Consider the following 18,445-nt stretch of genomic DNA (forward strand, 5'->3'; position numbering starts at 1 on the left):
CGGGGAAAGACGCAGGCTCGTACGGCGGGCGCGCCATGACGGCGAGAAGGGTTCGATCGATGGCCAAACGGATCGGCGATGCTGTACACCCGGACGATTCGCGAGTCACCGGAATTTCTGGCGGGTGGCGGTGAACGCCGTCGGTGAGCGAGACGGAGATCCGGTATTCATCCATTCGCGAGCCCGCAGCCCATGCACTCCCGCCCGACCACCATCGGCGTCCTCACGCCCTTCCTCGACGGTTTTTATTTCACCTCGGTCCTCAGGGGGATCCATCAGGCGGCGCAGCAGCGCGGCCATCGTGTCTTGGTGGTACGCGGCACGCCAGCGTACGTCCAGGCGCCCTCGCTCGCCCGGGACCAGGTGGACGGGTGGATCGTCGTGCTCGCCACGGATGGCATCGAGCTCCTCGCGCAGGCGCGCGTCCCGCTCGTCACGGTCAGCTCCTGCGCCCCCGAGGCGGGCTGTCCGACCGTCATGCCGGACAACCGCGAGGGCGTCCGGAGCGCGGTGCGCCACCTGATCGAGCATGGACACCGGCGCATCGCGTTCGTCGGTTGCATGGATCAGGACGACATCCGCGCGCGCTTCGACGGCTACATGGAGATGCTCATCGAGAGCGGGATCCCCTTCGATCCCGGCCTCGTCTTCGACGCCGACAACAACTGGCAGTCTGGCGGCCAGCGCGCCGCAGAGGCGCTCATCGCGCGCAGGGGAGACCTCACGGCCGTGGTCGTCGCCACGGACAAGAACGCGCTCGGGATGATGTCGGCCCTCCAGGCGGCCGGATACCGCATCCCCGACGATCTGGCGATCATCGGCTTCGACGACATCACCGATGCGCAGTGGTCGAGCCCTCCGCTGACCACCGTGCGCCAGCGCTTCGACGCCATCGGCGCGCTCGCCTGCGAGCTCGTGCTGGCGCGGCTCGCAGGCCAGGTCGTCCCGTCCGGGCCCGTGCTCGCGCCGACCACGTTCGTCAGGCGGCGGTCGTGCGGGTGCGACCCGCTCCATGGCTTGCTCCACCGGAAGGGCGGGGCGTCCGACGACAACCTCGGCGGCGCCCTCGAACGGCAGATGGTCGAGCTGCTCCTCCGCCTGCCGCTCTCGCCCGAGACGCCCCCGACGGCCGTGTGGCCCGGCGTCACCGCCGTGATCGCGGGGAATACCGCGGCGCTCGAGGGCACCGCGCCCCCGCCCGCGGCCGAGATCGATGAGGCCTGTCAGCAGGCCGTCCGCGTCACGCCTGACGTGGAGAGCCTCATGGGGGTCGTCCGCCTCCTCGGCCGGTCCGGAAAGCGGCGCCGCGCGCGCCTGGACAGGGAAGCAGCGGAGTCCGCGGAGCAGCGAGCCGAGGAGTTCCAGGAGCGGCTACGCCTCTCGCTCATGCTGGCTCGCGTGGAGACCGAGCGGCAGTTCGTCGACGAGCTCGGGGCGCTCATGCGGTCCGATCATGAGGTGAGCCTCGCGCTGCTCGGCGGCACCCAGGAAGAGTCGCGCTCGCTCTCCTGGCTCGACTCGACCGCCGCCGTCTGGGGCTGCCTCGCGCTCTGGGAAGACCCGACGACCCGCGCGCGCCTCGTCATCGAAGGTGCCTACAGCCGCGATGGCAGCCCGACTCCCCCGCTCGGCGCCGCCTGCGCGCGGGAGGATTTCCCGCCCGCAGAGCACCTGCCGCTTTCGACCGCCGGCGGCCCGTTCATGGTGACGCTCCTTCCGATCCGCACGCTCCGCCACGACTGGGGGGTCCTCGCGATCGTGGGCCCGAGCTCGATCGAGGTCGCCGGCGATGAGGGCACCATCTCCATCTGGGGGGCGCTCCTCGGCGCCGCCCTCGAGCGGGACGCGCTCGTGCAGTCGCTCTCCGAGCAGCACGCGAGCCTCCAGGAGGCCTATCAGCGCGAGCGCACCCTCTCGGCCGCGGTGCGCGAGCTCGGCTGCCCGCTCATCCCGATCTTGCCCGGCGTGCTGCTCGTCCCGCTCGTCGGCGAGCTCGATGGAGACCGCGCCCGGCAGATGCTCGAGCGGGTGGTCGAGGGGGTGAGCCGACACGGGGCGCGCTGCGTGCTGCTCGACATCACGGGCGTCCCGTCCATCGACGCCCAGGTGGCCCACGCGCTCGGGCAGACGCAGCGCGCGGCCTCCCTGCTCGGCGCCCGCGTCCGCCTCGTCGGCGTGCGCCCCGAGCTCGCGATGCGCCTCGTCGCCCTCGATATCCACCTCGGCGATCTGTCCAGCCACCAGTCGCTGGCGTCGGCGCTCGAGGACCTCGCGTCGACAGGAGTCCCGTCGCTCCGCACGAGACGGAATGACGCGGCTGAAGCGCCGCCGCGTTCGTCGCGCAGCGCGACCTCGGATACGGGGCGTCGCGGAAGATCGGAGTGACACTCCACGTGTCGCGCTGAGCGTGCGCGCAGCGCTGTGGACCCCCCACCCTGGGCGCGCCGCTCGCGCCGGTCTCGTCTGGCGCTGAGCACGTCTCGAACGTGCATGTCGTCGCCCATGGTGCTTGTCGAGCACGCAACATGTACGAGACGCCGCGAGGTATTGCGAGATATTGAACGATGTGCCGTGTCTGCCTCGGCCCCACGCGCGCTGGACAGGAGATCCGCCGCCGGGTGATACTCGATCCATGCGCGTCGGCGACGTCGTCGGGGAGCGGTTCGAGCTGCTCGCGCTGGCCGGCTCTGGCGGCATGGGGGAGGTCTACCGGGCGCTCGATCGGGTGACCGGCGCCACCGTCGCTCTCAAGGTGGTGCTCGGGGCGGGCGCGCACGAGGCGCGGTTCGACCGGGAGGCAAGGTTCCTGTCGGAGCTCTCGCACCCTGGGATCGTGCGGCACGTGGCCCACGGGAGGACGTCCTCGGGGAGGTCCTATCTCGCCATGGAATGGCTCGAAGGAGAGGACCTCTCGCGGCGCCTCCTGCGCGGCCGCCTCACCGTCGAAGAGACGCTGATGCTCGGCGTGAAGGCCGCCGAGGCGCTGGCGGAGGCGCACGCCCGCGAGATCGTCCACCGCGATCTCAAGCCGAGCAACCTGTTCCTCGTGGACGGGCAGATCGAGCAGGTGAAGATCCTGGACTTCGGGATCGCGCGGCGGCTCGACGCGACGCCGATGACGCTGACAGGGGTCACCCTCGGGACGCCGGCGTACATGGCCCCGGAGCAGGCGCGCGTCGGGCACAGCGCGCTCACGCCGCGCGCCGACGTGTTCGCCCTCGGCTGCGTGCTCTTCGAGTGCCTCGTGGGCGCCCCCGTGTTCGTCGGCGAGAACCTCCCCGCGATCCTCGCGAAGATCCTGTTCGGCGAGGTCCCCTCGATCCGCTCGCTCCGCCCCGAGGTCCCTGCGCAGCTCGACGCGGTCGTCCACCTGATGCTCGCGAAGGACCCGGAGGAGCGCATCGCCGACGGCGCGACAGCCGCCGTGATCCTGAGCACGCTGCGGGCCGCCGGGGTCTCGGCGCGGGGGGCCGCGTTCGAGCGCCCCGAGGCGCTCACCTCGAGCGAGCGGCGGCTGCTCTCCGTGCTGCTCGTGGGGAGGGAGGCCACGCCGGCCACGGCCGACACCGCGCCGCTCGATCAGACGCTCGAGGTGACCGTGGGGGGGCACCTGCGGAAGATCGTGGAGGCGCACGGAGGGCACATGGAGGCGCTCGCCGACGGCTCCGCCGTGGTCGCCATCGTCGCGGGCAGGGACGCGACCGACCAGGCGTCGCAGGCGGCACGCTGCGCGCTGGCGCTCCGGAAGGTGGCCCCGACCCGGCCGATGGCGCTCTCGACGGGCCGGGCGCAGCTGGCGAGGCAGCGGCCGATAGGGGAGGCGATCGACAGGGCCGCGCGGCTGCTCGACGCGTGCGAGGCGAGGCGGGCCCACGAGCGGCAGCCCGACCCGCGCGGGCCGCCCATCGCGATCGACGAGGTGACGGCGCGCCTCCTCGGCGCGCGGTTCGAGGTGTCCGGCGAAGGTGAGCGGCGGGAGCTGCACGGCGAGCGCGACGTCGCGGGGAGCGCCGGGACGCTGCTCGGCAAGGCGAGCGCGTTCGTCGGGCGGGAGCGCGAGCTGCTCACACTGACGACGCTCTTCACCGAGTGCGCCGAGGCGCCGATCGCCCGCGCCGTCCTCGTGACGGCGCCCGCCGGCATCGGCAAATCCAGGATCGCCCACGAGTTCACGCGCGCGGTCCGCGCGCACGACGAGCACGTCGAGATCTGGACCGCGTGCGGCGATCCGCTGCGCGTGGGCTCCGCGTTCGGCCTGCTCGGGCAGGCGATCCGGTGCGCGTGCCGCATCCAGGACGGCGAGGCCGCCGCGGTCCGCAAGCAGAAGCTCCTCGGGCGCGTGGCGCGGCACGTCCCCGGCCCCGACCGCGAGCGCGTGGCCGTGTTCCTCGGGGAGATCGCCGGCGTCGCGCTCGAGGGCGAGGAGAGCGCGCTGCTCTCTGCGGCCCGCGAGGACGCGGAGACCATGGGACGGCAGATGCGCCGCGCCTGGGAGGACTTCCTCGCCGCCGAGACGTCGGCGCACCCCGTCGTGCTCGTGCTCGAGGATCTGCACTGGGGCGATCTGCCGACCGTGCGCTTCGTCGACGCGGCGCTCGGCTCGCTCGGCGAGCAGCCGTTCCTGGTGCTCGGGCTCGCGCGCCCCGAGGTCCACGAGATGTTCCCGGCGCTCTGGAGCGGGCGCGCGCTCAACGTGATCCACCTGACCCGGCTGCCGCGGAAGGCCTGCGAGCGCCTGGTCCGCCACGCGCTCGGCGACGGCGTGGACGCGGAGACCGTGGCGCGCCTCGTGGCGCACGCGGACGGCCACGCGTTCTACCTCGAGGAGCTGATCCGCGCCGTGGCCGAGGGGATGGGCGACGCGCTGCCGGAGACGGTGCTGGCGATGGTCCAGGCGCGGCTCGCGGCGCTGGACGGCGAGGCGCGCAAGGTGCTGCGCGCGGCGAGCGTATTTGGCGACGTCTTCTGGCGCGGCGGCGTCGGCGCCCTCCTCGGGAGCGCGGCGCCGTGGGTCTCCCCGCACGACGTGCTCGCGGAGCTGGTCGAGGGGGAGGTGATCGTCCGCCGCAAGGAGAGCCGGTTTCCGGGGGACGAGGAGTTCATGTTCCGGCACGCGCTCCTGCGGGAGGGGGCCTACGAGATGCTCACGGAGACGGATCGCGTCCTCGGGCACCGGCTCGCGGCCGCCTTCCTGGAGGAGCGCGGCGCGAGCGATCCCGCGATGCTCGCGGAGCACCTCGAGCGCGGGCTGGACCTCGCGCGCGCCGGGAGCTTCTACCTGCGCGCCGCCGAGCAGGCGCTCCGCGGGAGCGATCCGGACGCGGCGATCGCGCGCGCCCGGCGAGGGCTCGAGTGCGGCGCGCCGGACGCGGTGCACCTCAGCTTGCTGGGCGTGCTCTCGGAGGTCCACGCGTGGCGCAGCGAATGGGACCACGCCTTCCTGTACCTCGACGAGGCGCAGCGCCTCTTGACGCCCGGGAGCATGCCCTGGGTGAGGACGGTGCCCGCGAAGATCACCGCGGACATCCACCTCGGCAGGCTCGACGAGCTCATGGCGACGGTGCGCACGCTGCAGGCGGTCGAGCTCTCCCCGGAGGGGATCGGCTCGGCGGCGTTCGCGCTCGCGGCCGGGAGCTACTACGCGGCGCAGCTCTGCGAGTTCAGGCTCGCCGACGCGCTGACCAGGCGCGTGCGCGAGGTGACCGAGCCGGTCGCGGAGCGGGACCCCGTCGCGCGCGGGTGGCTGCAGATCGCGCTCGCGTTCCACGAGGCGTGGAGGGACGGGGATCTGTGGACGGGCCTGTGCATGGCCGAGGCGGCGCGCGCGAGCTTCGTGCAGGCGGGGTACTGGCGCGGCTCGATCGTCGGGCAGGTGGCGATCGGGATGATCGCCCGGCTGCTCGGCGATCTCCGGCGGGCGGAGCGCGAGCTCGGCGAGACGATGCCCGCGGGGGAAGAGCTCGGGCCGGTCTCGTGGCTCAGGACGTTCCTGTGCATCGAGGTGCAGATCGACCTCGGCGCGCTCGACCGCGCGCGCGCCGAGACGGGGAGGATGCTGGGGGTGGGGCTCGAGCGGCGCACCCCGCTGCAGCAAGGGTTCGCGCGCTGGGCGCTCGCGAGCCTGCTCCGCCGCGAGGGGGACCTCGAGGCCGCGGAGCGCGAGGCGCTGGCCGCGATCGAGCTCCTCGCGTCGTTCCCGCTCGAGCAGGTGGGGGCGAAGGCGCTGCTGTCCTCGATCCAGCTCGCCGCGGGCCGCGCCGCGGACGCGCTCTCCACGGCGCGGGAGGTCGCGTCGGCCCACGAGCGCTGGAGCGCGCCGGGGTACAAGAGCACGCTGGCCGAGCTCGTCCATGCGGAGGCGCTGCACGCGGCGGGCGATCGGGAGCGCGCCTCCGCGGTCATCGCCGGCGCGCGCGAGCGGCTGCTCGGGCGAGCAGAGGCGCTGCCCGCGGCGCACCGCCCGAGCTTCCTCGACATCCCCGAGAACGCGCGGGTGATCGAGCTCTCCCGGCAGTGGCTGCGCGCCGCGAGCTGACGCGCCCTGGCGCGCGGGCACGCCGGCGCATGGTAAAAATGTCCTGTGCCTTCCATGAACCCGATGCGTGCGCCATGGCTCCACCCCGTCGCGGCGGGATTGCGGCGATGGCTTCGCGGGGCGCTGGCCGGCGCGTGCTGCGCCGGGGCGATGGGCTGCGCGGAGCGCGCGCCCTCCTCGACGGCGCCGGCGGCGCGGGTCGCCCCGACGGCGCCGACAGCGCGGGCCGCTGCGCCGGCGCCCGCCGTGAGCGCCGCGCCCGCCGGCACGCCGCCGGCGTCTCCGCCAACAGGGGGGGAGCAACCTGCCGACGCGCCGGCGCGCGAGCGCTGGGTCGGTACGCTGGAGCTGACGAAGGGCTCGCAGCCCCTCATCGCCGGGAGGATGCTGTCGAGCGAGGACGCCGAGCGATGGCTCGGCCCCGAGTGGCGCGCGCTGGCCGGGGAGCGCGTCCGCGTGCTGGCGGTGCTGCGGGACCACGTCTGCGAGCCGCACGCGCAATGCATGATCGGGGGGATCATCCCGCTGCTGGAGCAGGTCGCGTCCGTCGAGCTGTGCAGCAGCGCGGGCTCCTCTGGCGGCGCGGCGGTGGTCGATTGCGCGCCGTCGCCCGCACAGAAAGCGCGCTGCCAGGACGAGTGCCGCACGTTGAGCGACGACTGTGATCACGGCGCCGACGGCGACCGCGGAAGGCTGCGCCGCTGCGGGTGCGCCAAGGTCACGTGCGACCACGGCTGCGAGGAGACCGGCGAGCCCGCCTTCTCGTGCAGGTGACCGCTCCCGGCGGGGAAGGGCAGGGGGCCAAGGGGACAAAACAACGAAGGCCGCCTGGCACCCGCCAGGCGGCCTCCGCGAGCCAGCCTCCGCTGCGCTGGATCAGGCGCTTTCGCGCGCGAGGACAGGCGCCGGCGCCGGCCTGGGGGACGGGGGCACGCTCTCGGCGGCGTGAGCGCCGCCCTCGCCGAGCGAGTAGGCCTCCTCGCCGTGGAGGGCGCCGTCGAGGCCCTCGTCTTCGACTTCCTCGTCGACCCGGAAGCCCATCACCGCGCTGATCCCCTTCACGAGCACGAAGGTGACCACCGCCGCGTAAGCCGCCGCGACCGCGGCCGCGATCGCCTGCTCGGTGAGTAGCGCCGAGTTGCCCTTGATGAGGCCATCCTGGCCGGCCGAATTCCACACCTTGGAGGCGAACACGCCGGTGAGCAGCGCGCCGAGCAGCCCGCCCACGCCGTGGATGCCGAACGCGTCCAGGCTGTCGTCATAACCGAGCTTGCCCTTCAGCATCACGGCGCCGTAACACACGCCGCCCGCCGCGAGCCCGATCGCGACAGACGCCATCGGCCCGACGAAGCCCGCCGCCGGGGTGATGGCGACGAGGCCCGCGACGAGCCCCGACGCCACGCCGAGGAGCGACGGCTTGCCGAAGCGCACGGCCTCGATGAGGGCCCACGCGAGCGCCGCGATCGCCGCCGCGATGTGCGTGTTCACGAACGCCACCGAGGCGAGCCCGTTCGCCGCGAGCGAGGAGCCACCGTTGAAGCCGAACCAGCCGAACCACAGGAGGCCGGCGCCGAGCAGCGTCATGGTGAGGTTGTGCGGCACGATCTTGCGCGTCGGGTACCCCTTGCGCTTGCCGAGCATGATCGCCATCACGAGCGCGCTCACGCCCGAGGCGAGGTGAACGACGGTGCCGCCGGCGAAGTCGAGCGCGCCGCGCGCGAGGAGCCACCCGCCCGGGTTCCAGACCCAGTGGCAGATCGGGCTATAGACAAGGAGCGACCAGAGCAGCGTGAACACCACATACGACGAGAACTTGATGCGCTCCGCATAGGCGCCAGAGATCAGCGCCGGCGTGATGATGGCGAACATCATCTGGAACGCCATGAACAGGAGGTGAGGCACCGTCGTCCCGACGCGCGGCTCGGTGCCAACGTTGTTCAGGAACGCGTAGTCGAAGCCGCCAATGAACCCGCCCTTGGATTCGGCGAACGCCATCGAGTACCCGAGCGTCACCCACGCCAGGGTCACGATCCCCATGGCGAAAAAGCTGTGCATGAATGTGCTGAGCGTGTTCTTCGTTCGGACCATGCCCCCGTAAAACAGGGCCAGCGCTGGCGTCATCAGCAGAACCATTGCCGACGAGACCAGGAGCCAGGTGGTGTCCGAGGCGTTGATTTCGTTCACTGGTGGCCTCCTCGACCGCGACAGTAAGAGAAGGCAGTTTTCCGGAATGTTTCGTCGGGATATACTTCGCGACTGCACGAAGCATACCGCGACGACGCAGCGAGTCAGCGCGTGGGCGCCTCCGCCGCCGGCGCGTTATCCGCGCCCGCTGGCCTCGACGCTCTCGCGCACCCGATCGAGCGCGGCCCGCACCTCGGGATCCTGATCGAGCGCAGACGGCGGCGCCGGCAGCCGGAGCGACCAGTTCTGCGGCCCCACGGTCCCCGGGACGTTGATGCGATCGCGCGTGGCGAGCACGTCCTGGAGGAGCAGCAGCACGAGCTCGCTCTTCGAGCCGAGGATCAGGTCGAGCAGCGCGCGGTGGGTCTCCTTCGTGAACCCCGGGCCGAGCTCCTGCCGGCGCGGCGCGAGCTGCGGCAGCTCGAGGACCCCGGCGCGCTCCCGGTCGTCCCGCGACTCCCACCACACCACGACCGAGTCGGTGTCGTGCGTCCCGAAGCAGGCCACCGAGAGCGCCGGATACTCCGCCGGATCGCGGAAATTGACGTCGTCCTTCTCCCAGATCAGCACCTTGTAGCCCGGCACCCCGAGCTCCGAGAGCGACTCCCGGACCCACCCCGGCACCGCGCCGAGATCCTCGGCCACGAGCTGCGCCCCGGTCTCCGCTGCCCCCGCCAGCATCGCCCGCACGACCCGATTGCCGTGCTCGCGCTGCTCTGCCTCCTCCGCGGGATCGAAGGTCGCCCTGGGCCGCTCGGCCCCCGGGGCCGTTTGCCCTTGCTCCGGGAAGATGTACGTCCGGTAGAAGCCGACCAGGTGATCGATGCGGAACCGGTCGTAGAGCAGCCCCGTGTAGCGGCAGCGGCGCCTGAGCCACGCGAAGTTGTTCTCGCGCATCCGGGCCCAGAAGTACGGCGGGAGCCCCCACCGCTGCCCCTCCGTGTCGAACTGGTCGGGCGGTGCGCCGACCGTCATGTCGTGCCGGAACTCGCCCTGGTGCGCCCACACGTCGGCGCTGTCGCGCGACACCATGAACGGGAGATCCCCCATGATCTCCACGCCCTTGCCCCGGAGATCCGCGCGCGCCGCCTCCCACTGCGCGTGCGCGAGCCACTGGACGTACTCGTAATAGAGGATGTCCCGCGCGCGCTCGCGCCGCAGCGCCTCGAGCGCCTCCGGCCGGCGCTCGCGGATCGCCTCGGGCCAGTCCCACCACGCCCTGCCGTCGAAGGCGTCCTTGAACGCGCGGAACTGCGCGTAGTCGGGCAGCCAGTCCGACTGCCGCTTCACGAACTCGGCGAGCTCGGCCGCGCGCGGCGTCTGCTTCGCGTGATGCTCGCGCTCGAACACGTCGAAGGCGAAGCGCAGCGCCCGCCGCTTCACGCGGCGCACGAGATCGTAGTCGACGCGCGCGCTGTTCCGCGCCCGATCGAGCGCCGCCTGGTCGTCGCCGAGCGCCTCGCCGAGTCGCTCCGCCGGGAGCTCGGGCACGGCGGACAGCGAGATGAACATCGGATCGATCCCGAACGCGGAGAGCGCCATGTACGGCGACGTCTCGCCCCCCGACACCTCGCCGAGCGGCAAGAGCTGCACGAGGCGCAGGCCCGCGGCGCGCATCCACGCGGCGAACTCGGGGAGATCACCGATCTCGCCGATGCCCCACGAGCGATCGCTGCGCAGGGAGAAGAGCGGCACCGTCACGCCGGCGGTGCGGCGGTGCGCGCCGGAACCGGGATCGGAAGGCGACGATGAGCTCTGGGACTGATTTTCAGCAGAGGGGGAAGACATGGGCGTTTTTCGCTTGGCTCCAGGCGTTCGGGGGCGAAGTCTATCCCGGGTCGCGCCGCCCTGGATGCTCCTTCTGCGACCGTACGGTAGCGACGCCGCCGCCGCTGCCGCGCTCGCGAGGGGGCCGCGACATCGCGCGCGGCGCGAGGGTGGGCCCGCCGAGCGGCCGGACGGCGGGCGATTCCGGGGGCGGCGACCGAAAAATCAGGCCGCGCGCGCTTGTGTCTCGACAGCGGCGCCGATCTCGCGAATAGGGCGGCTTCACAGGTTTTTCAGATGACCAGACGCATATGGCCCGGCACGCCCACCCCACTCGGCGCCGTCTATGACGGCGAAGGGGTCAACTTCACGCTGTTCTCCCAGTCCGCCACCAAGGTCGAGCTCTGCCTCTTCGAGGCCGTCGACGATGTCGTGGAGCGCGAGCGCATCGAGCTCCCCGAGCGGACGGCCCACGTCTTCCATGGCTACGTGCCGGGGCTCAAGCCCGGCCAGCTCTATGGCTACCGGGTGCACGGGCCTTACGACCCGCGCTCCGGGCAGCGCTTCAACCCGGCGAAGCTCCTCGTCGATCCGTACGCGTACGCGCTCTCCAGCGAGCCGAACTGGAAGGCGCCGCTCTTCGCCTACGACCGCGGGGGGCACCCCGAGCGCGGCGAGGGCGGCGCTGGCCGGCCCAAGGAGGCGGGCCGGGACGGCGCGGCGCCCGAGAAGGGCGAGGGCGCGCGCGCGGGCAAGACGGCGAGCGATCGCCGCGCCGCCGAGGCGCGCGGGAAGGACTCCACGCCGCCGCCCCCGCCGGCCCCGCTCGACGACCTGGAGATCTGCCACCGCGACAGCGCCTGGGGCGCGCCGAAGTCCGTCGTCGTCGACCACCGCTTCGCGTGGGACGGCGACCGGCCGCCGGCGACGCGCTGGCAGGACACGATTCTCTACGAGGTCCACGTCAAGGGCTTCACCCAGCGACACCCGGGCATCCCGGCGAACCTGCGCGGCACCTACGCCGGGCTCGCCTCCGAGGCGGCGATCGCCCACTTCAAGAAGCTCGGCGTGACGGCGCTCGAGCTGCTCCCCGTGCACGAGATGGCGAGCGAGCGCGAGATCTGGGAGCGCGGCCTCGTCAACTACTGGGGCTACAACACGCTCGCTTACCTCGCGCCCGCGGGCCGCTACTCGTCGAGCGGGCGGCTCGGCCAGCAGGTGACCGAGTTCAAGGCGATGGTGAAGGCGCTCCACGCCGCCGGCATCGAGGTGATCCTCGACGTCGTGTACAACCACACCGCGGAGGGGAACCACCTCGGCCCGACGCTCTCCCTGAAGGGGATCGACAACTGGACCTACTACCGGCTCGTGCCGCACAACCCGCGCTACTACATGGACTTCACGGGCTGCGGGAACACGGTGAACACGCGTCATTACCAGGCGCTCCAGCTGGTGATGGACAGCCTGCGGTACTGGGTGACCGAGATGCACGTCGACGGCTTCCGCTTCGATCTCGCGTCGGCCCTCGCCCGCGGTCACCATGACTTCGACCGACTGAGCTCGTTCTTCGACATCATCCATCAGGATCCGGTCCTCTCGCGCACGAAGCTCATCGCGGAGCCGTGGGACGTGGGCGAGGGCGGCTATCAGGTCGGCAACTTCCCGGTCCTCTGGACGGAGTGGAACGACCGTTACCGCGACTCGGTGCGCCGCTTCTGGAAGGGGGATCTGCTGGCGGCCGACCTCGGCTATCGGCTCACCGGGTCGAGCGATCTGTATGCGTCCAGCGGGCGCCGCCCTTACGCGAGCATCAATTTCGTGACGGCGCACGACGGCTTCACGCTGAACGATCTCGTCTCGTACAACGAGAAGCACAACGAGGCGAACGGCGAGGGCAACCGGGACGGCACGAACAACAACCACAGCTACAACCACGGCGTCGAGGGCCCCTCCAGCGACCCCGCCGTCGTCGAGCTGCGCGAGCGCCAGAAGCGCAATCTCCTCGCGACGCTCCTCCTCTCGCAGGGGGTGCCGATGATCAACGCCGGCGACGAGATCGGAAAGACGCAGCTCGGCAACAACAACGCCTACTGCCAGGACAACGAGCTCTCCTGGCACGACTGGGACCTCGACGAGCGGCGGAAGCAGCTCTTCGAGTTCACCTGCCGCCTCATCGCCCTGCGCCGCAGCCAGCCTGTGCTGCGCCGGCGGATGTTCTTCTCGGGCGGTTATGTGCACGGGAGCGGGCTCAAGGACATCGTGTGGTTCCGCCCCGACGGCGCCGAGATGACGCCGGAGGACTGGACCCACCCGAACGCGCGGGCCATCGGCTACCTGCTCGGGGGCGACGCCCTCTCCGCGCTCGGGCCGCGCGCCGAGCCGATCTCCGGCGACACGCTGCTCGTGCTCATCAACGCGAACCACTCGCCGCTGGAGTTCGTGCTGCCCGCGATCGAGTTCGGCGAGCGGTGGGAAGTGCTCATCGACACCCGCACCGCCGGGGAGCCGGCGCGCACGGTGCCCGCGAGGGCAGGGGGAGAGCGCTACCTGCTCGTCGACCGGTCCGTGGCGGTGCTGCGGCTCCTGGAGCGCAAGGAGAAGAAGAAGGTCAAGCGGGTGAAGGCGCAGCGGGCGTAGCCCCGTCCCGACGCCGTTGACCCACGCCCCGCGCCCCGCGCGGGCGCTCGCTCGCCCAGTTTCCCGCCCACGTCGACACCCTGTCACGCTGCGCACGGCGCGCCGCGCTGGAGATCGCTCGTCAACGAGCTGACCCTTGACAGGGTGCAACGACTTTGCGTCTCCTAGGCGCGGTGCTCTTCCATCAAGAGCGGAGTGCTTAAGCGGGGCTGCAATGGTTCAAATACCTCAGTTCACGATCACCTCGGAGATCCAACAGAGCTCCGATGCCGTGCTGTACGGCGGTTACCGGAACGCTGATCGTGCCCCGGTGGTCATCAAGATCCCCAGGAGCGATCGCCCCGACCCGAGGGTGCTCGCCAAGCTCAGGCACGAGCATGGCATCTTGAGAGATCTCTCGCTGGCCGGCGTCGTGAAGACGCACGGCATCGAGAAGCACGGCAACAGCCTCGCGCTCATCCTGGAGGATTTCGGCGGCTCCCCTCTCAACGTCGTCCTGAAGACGCGCAGGCTCGATCTTGGCTCCACGCTGAAGATCGCCTCCTCGGTGGCGGGCGCGCTGGCGTCCCTCCATCGACACGGCATCATCCACAAGGACATCAAGCCGCACAACATCCTGTCTCGTCCAGAGACGTGGGCGGCTCAGCTCATCGACTTCGGCATCGCCACCCGCCTCTCCCGGGAGACGCAGGGCGCCGAGCGCCCCGACACGCTGGAGGGGACGCTCGCCTACATGTCCCCGGAGCAGACGGGCCGGATGAACCGGATCCTCGACGACCGCACGGACCTGTATTCGTTCGGCATCACCCTTTACGAGATGCTGACCGGCGTCTTGCCCTTCCAGTCCACGGATCCGGTGGAGCTCGTCCACAGCCATATCGCGCGGAGGGCCCTCCCTCCGCACGAGGTCTCGCCCGAGACCCCGCGCGTCGTCTCCGACATCGTGATGAAGCTCCTCTCCAAGGCGGCCGAGGATCGCTACGAGACCGCGAGCGGGCTCAAGGCCGATCTGGACGAGTGCCTGGCGAGGCTCTCGACGACGGGCCGCGTCGATCCATTCCCGCTCGGCCGGCGCGACCGGTCGGGCAAGCTCCGCCTCCAGCAGAGGCTCTATGGGCGAGAGGCGGAGACGGCGGCGCTCGGGGGCGCATGGCAGCGCGCGACCCGAGGCGCGGCCGAGCTCTTCCTGGTCTCCGGCTACGCGGGCGTCGGCAAGTCGGTGCTTGTCCAGGAGATGCACCGATTCATCGCCCGCGATGGCGGCGATTTCATCGAAGGGAAATTCGACCAGCTCGACCGGGGCACGCCGTATGCGCCTGTCGCGCACGCGTTCCGGGAGCTCTGCCGGAAGCTCCTTGCGGAGCCCGCAGCGTCGCTCTCGGCCTGGAAGAGCCGCCTGCAGCTCGCCCTCGGCGCGAACGGGCAGATCCTCGTCGACCTGGTGCCCGAGCTCGAGTTCCTGATCGGGCCGCAGCCGAGCGTGCCGCCCCTCGGGCCCACCGAATCGCAGCACCGCTTCGCCCTGGTGTTCCAGCGCTTCCTCCACGCCGTCGCCACCCAGGAGCACCCGCTGGCGGTCTTTCTGGACGACGTCCAGTGGATCGATCCGGCGTCGCTGAGCCTCATCGAGCAGATCCTGTCGGATCCGGAGCGCGGGCATCTGCTCGTGCTTTTGGCCTATCGTGACAACGAGGTGGACGAGGCTCATCCGCTGGCGCTCGCCCTGGAGCGGCTCCGGAAGGCCGGGGCCGCTGTGTCGGACATCGCGCTCAAGCCGCTCTCCCTGCCGGACACCACGCAGCTGATCGCGGACGCCCTGGGCTGCGGCAAGGAGCCGATCGAGCCGCTCGCGGCGCTCGTGTGGGACAAGACGCACGGCAACCCGTTCTTCTTGAACCAGTTCGTGGTGGCGCTCGATCAGGAGAAGCTGCTCACCTTCGACGCGCCCTCGGACAGCTGGATCTGGGATGTCGAGCGCATCCGCGAGCGAATGATCACGGACAACGTTGTCGACTTCATGGCGGGGAAGATCCTGAGGTTGACGGAGAACACCCGCCACGCCTTGAAGCTCGCCGCCTGCATGGGTTACCGGTTCGACCTGAGCGCGCTCGCGGTCATCCAGGAGCGCTCGCAGGTCGAGATGGCCGCCGATCTCTGGGAGGCGCTGTGTGAGGGCCTCGTTCAGCCCCTCCACGCCGACTACCGCTTCCTGGATGGCCGCGCGGAGCAGGACCCGTCGCTCTCGACGTTCGCGGAGACCTTCCATGTCGCCTACCGGTTCGTGCACGACCGCGTGCAGCAGGCCGCCTATTCGCTCGTCGGGGAGGCCGAGAGGCAGGCGGCGCACCTCAGGATCGGGCGTCTCCTCTGGGCGAAGGGCAGCGCCGAGCCGCGGGACGAGACGTTATTCGAGCTCACGAACCACCTGAACCTCGGCGTCGAGCTGGTCGAGGATGCGGGCGAGCGGCTCGCGCTCGCGCGCCTGAACCTGGCCGCAGGCCGGAAGGCCAAGGCGTCGGCGGCCTACCAGGCGGCCGTCGGCTACTACCGGGCTGGCCTGTCGCTGCTCGGCGAGGCGGCCTGGGAAGAGGACTACGCGCTGACGTTCGCGCTCCACATGGAGCGGGCGGAGTGCGAGTACGCGAGCGGCGCGTTCGACGCCGTGGAGTCCTCGCTCGACACCCTGCTGCGCCACGCGAGCTCCCACCTCGACACGGCGCGCGTTCGAACGCTCAGCATCGTCGTTTGCTGTGCGAGGAACCAGTTCGACAGGGCCATCGAGGTCGGCCGGACCGCGCTCGCGCCCTTCGGGATCGAGCTGCCCGAGACCGCCGAGGCGTGCAAGGCGGCGGCGGACGCGGAGATCGAGCTGGCGCAGGCGAAGCTTACCGGACGGCGGATCGAGGATCTGCTGCACGACCCGCTGATGATCGATCCGGACAAGAAGGCCGCGATGCCGATCCTGAGGATCCTCGCCCCCGCGGCCTACATGGTCGATGCCCGGTTCTGCTCCTTCATCATGGCCAGGGAGATGACGCTCTCCCTGACGTATGGCCTCTCGGAGCAGGCGCCCGGCATTTTCGGGGCGTATGCCATTCTCCTCTGCGGATGGCTGAGCTCGTACGAGCAGGCGTACAAGTTCGCGAGGCTCGCCCTGGACCTCTGTGAGAGGTTCAATTCCGTCGCGCTCCGGTGCCAGGTGGGCTTCATCTTCGGGCAGGTCAACGCCTTCTACAAGCCTCTCCGATCGTCGCTCGAGCACTTCGAGCAGGCGCAGAACGCGGGCCTCGAGTCGGGAGATTTGCTGTTCCTCGCCTACACCGCTCACCGCAACCTCGATTTCCGGCTGGGCCTGGGCGACGAGCTCGGCGCCGTGGAGGACGAGGCCGACCGGTTCATCGCGTTGATGCAGCGGACCAAGACGCCGCTCACCGAGGTCATCCTCCGCATCAGCAAGCAGATGGTCCTGGCGCTCATGGGGCACACGAGGGGCCACCTGTCGCTGAGCGACGAGACGTTCGATGAGGACTCCTTCGTCGCGACGCTCGAGCAGCCTGGGATGATGATGGCCGCCGCCTGGTACTACACGGTCAAGATGGAGATCCTGACCCTGTACGAGGAGTACGAGGGCGCCCTCGCGATGGCGCTCCTCGCGGACGGGCAGAACGCGGTCGCCAATGGCACCCACGCCGAGACGGATCGGGTCTTCTTCCTCTGCCTGCTCCACTGCGGGCTCTACCCGACGAGGACCGCCGCCGAGCAGCGGGAGCTCGCCGAGGCGCTCACGAACCACCAGCGCAAGCTCGCGGAGTGGGCGGACGGCTGCGCCGAGAACTACCTGCACAAGAAGCTGCTCATCGAGGCGGAGCGGGCGCGGCTCGAGGGGGATGAGCTCAAGGCCACGAACCTCTATGACGCGGCGATAGAGGCCGCGGGACAGAACGAGTTCTTCCACCATGAGGCGCTGGCGAACGAGCTCGCCGCGAGGTTCCACCTGGCCAGCGGGCGAAAGAAGATCGCGTCCATTTACATGAAGGACGCCTATCAAGGCTACGTGCGGTGGGGCGCGACGGCGAAGGCGGACGATCTCGCCAGGAAGCACCGGCACCTCTTCCTGCACCTCGTGGCGCCGTCCACCGCGAAGGGCGCGGAGCTCATCACGAGGACAACGACGGGCAGGGGGGCCGCGATCCTCGACACGCTCACGATCAGCCGCGCCGCGCAGACGATCGCCGGCGAGATCGTCCTCGAGAAGATCATCGATCGCCTGATGAGGCTCATGATCGAGCACGCGGGGGCGCAGCGGGGCGTCCTCCTCCTCAAGCAGGACGGCCGGCTCACGCTCGACGCCACGATCACGATTGACCCCAACAAGGTCACGATCGGCCCTCCGGTCCTGGCCGAGACCAGCCCTGAGATCGCCCGCTCCGTCGTGCAATACGTCGAGAGGACCCGGGAGCCCGTGGTCCTCGGCGACGCCTCCAGCGAGAGCCGCTTCGCCGGAGATCCCTACATCGCCGAGCGGCAGCCGAAATCGCTGCTTTGCATGGCCATGATGCACAAGGGAGAGCTCACGGGCATCCTCTACCTCGAGAACAGCGCGGCGACCGATGTCTTCACCCCGGCGCGCATCGACCTGTGCGCGCTCCTGTCGTCGCAGGCCGCCATCGCCGTCGAGAACGCGCGGCTCGTCGCCCGCGCCGAGGCCTCGGCGCGCGAGCTCGGGCGCCTGAACGAGGCGCTGGAGGATCGGATCGCCCACCGCACCGAGCAGCTCCGCCGGGCCAACGAGCGGCTCGTCGTCGAGCTCCGCGAGCGCGAGCGGGCCGAGGGCGAGCGGGCGGAGCTCCAGGACGAGATCATCCGGGTGCAGACGGAGCGGCTGTCGGAGATGTCGACACCGCTCATCCCGATCACCGATCGGGTCATGGTGATGCCCCTCATCGGGACCGTGGACCAGGCGCGGGCGCGCCAGATGGTCGAGACCGCCCTCGAGGGGGCGCAGAGATCCCACGCGGCGGTGGTGATCATCGATGTCACAGGCGTGAAGTCCGTCGACAACAGCGTCGCCGCGATGCTGGTGAACGCGGCGACGGCGCTGCGGCTCATCGGCGCGAACGTGGTGCTCACGGGCATTCGCCCCGAGGTGGCGCGGACGTTGGTCGACCTCAACGTCGAGCTGCAATCCATCGTGGTGAAGGGGAGCCTCCAGAGCGGCATCGCGTTTGCGCTCCGCCGGCTGGGTCAGAGTCGGCTGCTGTAGCTACCCTGAAGCATCTTCTCGAATTTTGAGAAGATTCACAGGGAGGCGGGGAGACGGGG

The 18,445-nt window shown here is 70.8% G+C and carries 7 protein-coding genes; 5 read left to right on the top strand and 2 right to left on the bottom strand.

Going from position 1 to position 18,445, the window contains the following annotated elements; genetic code table 11:
• The first annotated feature begins 192 nt into the window (after positions 1 to 192).
• The 3 genes from WME79_RS13430 to WME79_RS13440 all read left to right on the top strand — a co-directional run bounded on the left by WME79_RS13430 (position 193) and on the right by WME79_RS13440 (position 7,309).
• Positions 193 to 2,385: a substrate-binding domain-containing protein gene (locus WME79_RS13430; RefSeq protein ID WP_437535224.1), complete on the top strand. Its 2,193-nt coding sequence runs from the start codon at positions 193 to 195 to the stop codon at positions 2,383 to 2,385.
• A gap of 247 nt (positions 2,386 to 2,632) precedes the next feature.
• Positions 2,633 to 6,535 carry a protein kinase domain-containing protein gene (locus WME79_RS13435; RefSeq protein WP_437535225.1) on the top strand — a complete coding sequence of 1,301 codons (3,903 nt, stop codon included), beginning with the start codon at positions 2,633 to 2,635 and terminating at the stop codon, positions 6,533 to 6,535.
• A gap of 54 nt (positions 6,536 to 6,589) precedes the next feature.
• Positions 6,590 to 7,309 carry a hypothetical protein gene (locus tag WME79_RS13440; RefSeq protein ID WP_437535226.1) on the top strand — a complete coding sequence of 240 codons (720 nt, stop codon included), beginning with the start codon at positions 6,590 to 6,592 and terminating at the stop codon, positions 7,307 to 7,309.
• Between the two features lie 102 nt (positions 7,310 to 7,411).
• Here WME79_RS13440 and WME79_RS13445 read toward each other — a convergent pair whose 3' ends face one another.
• Positions 7,412 to 8,719 carry an ammonium transporter gene (locus WME79_RS13445; protein ID WP_437535227.1) on the bottom strand — a complete coding sequence of 436 codons (1,308 nt, stop codon included), beginning with the start codon at positions 8,717 to 8,719 and terminating at the stop codon, positions 7,412 to 7,414.
• A 135-nt stretch (positions 8,720 to 8,854) separates the two neighbouring features.
• A complete protein-coding gene (locus WME79_RS13450; RefSeq protein ID WP_437535228.1) occupies positions 8,855 to 10,507 on the bottom strand; it encodes a 4-alpha-glucanotransferase in 1,653 nt (550 codons plus the stop codon).
• Between the two features lie 276 nt (positions 10,508 to 10,783).
• Between WME79_RS13450 and glgX the strand changes: the two genes are divergently transcribed.
• Together glgX and WME79_RS13460 are read left to right on the top strand one after the other, a co-directional pair.
• Positions 10,784 to 13,123 carry a glycogen debranching protein GlgX gene (glgX, locus tag WME79_RS13455; protein WP_437535229.1) on the top strand — a complete coding sequence of 780 codons (2,340 nt, stop codon included), beginning with the start codon at positions 10,784 to 10,786 and terminating at the stop codon, positions 13,121 to 13,123.
• Positions 13,124 to 13,337: 214 nt separating this feature from the next.
• Positions 13,338 to 18,386, top strand: a complete 5,049-nt coding sequence (locus WME79_RS13460; RefSeq protein WP_437535230.1) for an AAA family ATPase — start codon at positions 13,338 to 13,340, stop codon at positions 18,384 to 18,386.
• Positions 18,387 to 18,445 lie beyond the last annotated feature (59 nt).

This window comes from Sorangium sp. So ce726, assembly GCF_051521405.1.
GTDB lineage: Bacteria > Myxococcota_A > Polyangia > Polyangiales > Polyangiaceae > Sorangium.

Coding starts and splice junctions, on each gene's coding strand:
- WME79_RS13430 (WP_437535224.1), top strand. CDS start 193: ATGCACTCCCGCCCGACCACCATCGGCGTCCTCACGCCCTTCCTCGAC.
- WME79_RS13435 (WP_437535225.1), top strand. CDS start 2,633: ATGCGCGTCGGCGACGTCGTCGGGGAGCGGTTCGAGCTGCTCGCGCTG.
- WME79_RS13440 (WP_437535226.1), top strand. CDS start 6,590: ATGAACCCGATGCGTGCGCCATGGCTCCACCCCGTCGCGGCGGGATTG.
- WME79_RS13450 (WP_437535228.1), bottom strand. CDS start 10,507: ATGTCTTCCCCCTCTGCTGAAAATCAGTCCCAGAGCTCATCGTCGCCT.
- glgX (WP_437535229.1), top strand. CDS start 10,784: ATGACCAGACGCATATGGCCCGGCACGCCCACCCCACTCGGCGCCGTC.
- WME79_RS13460 (WP_437535230.1), top strand. CDS start 13,338: ATGGTTCAAATACCTCAGTTCACGATCACCTCGGAGATCCAACAGAGC.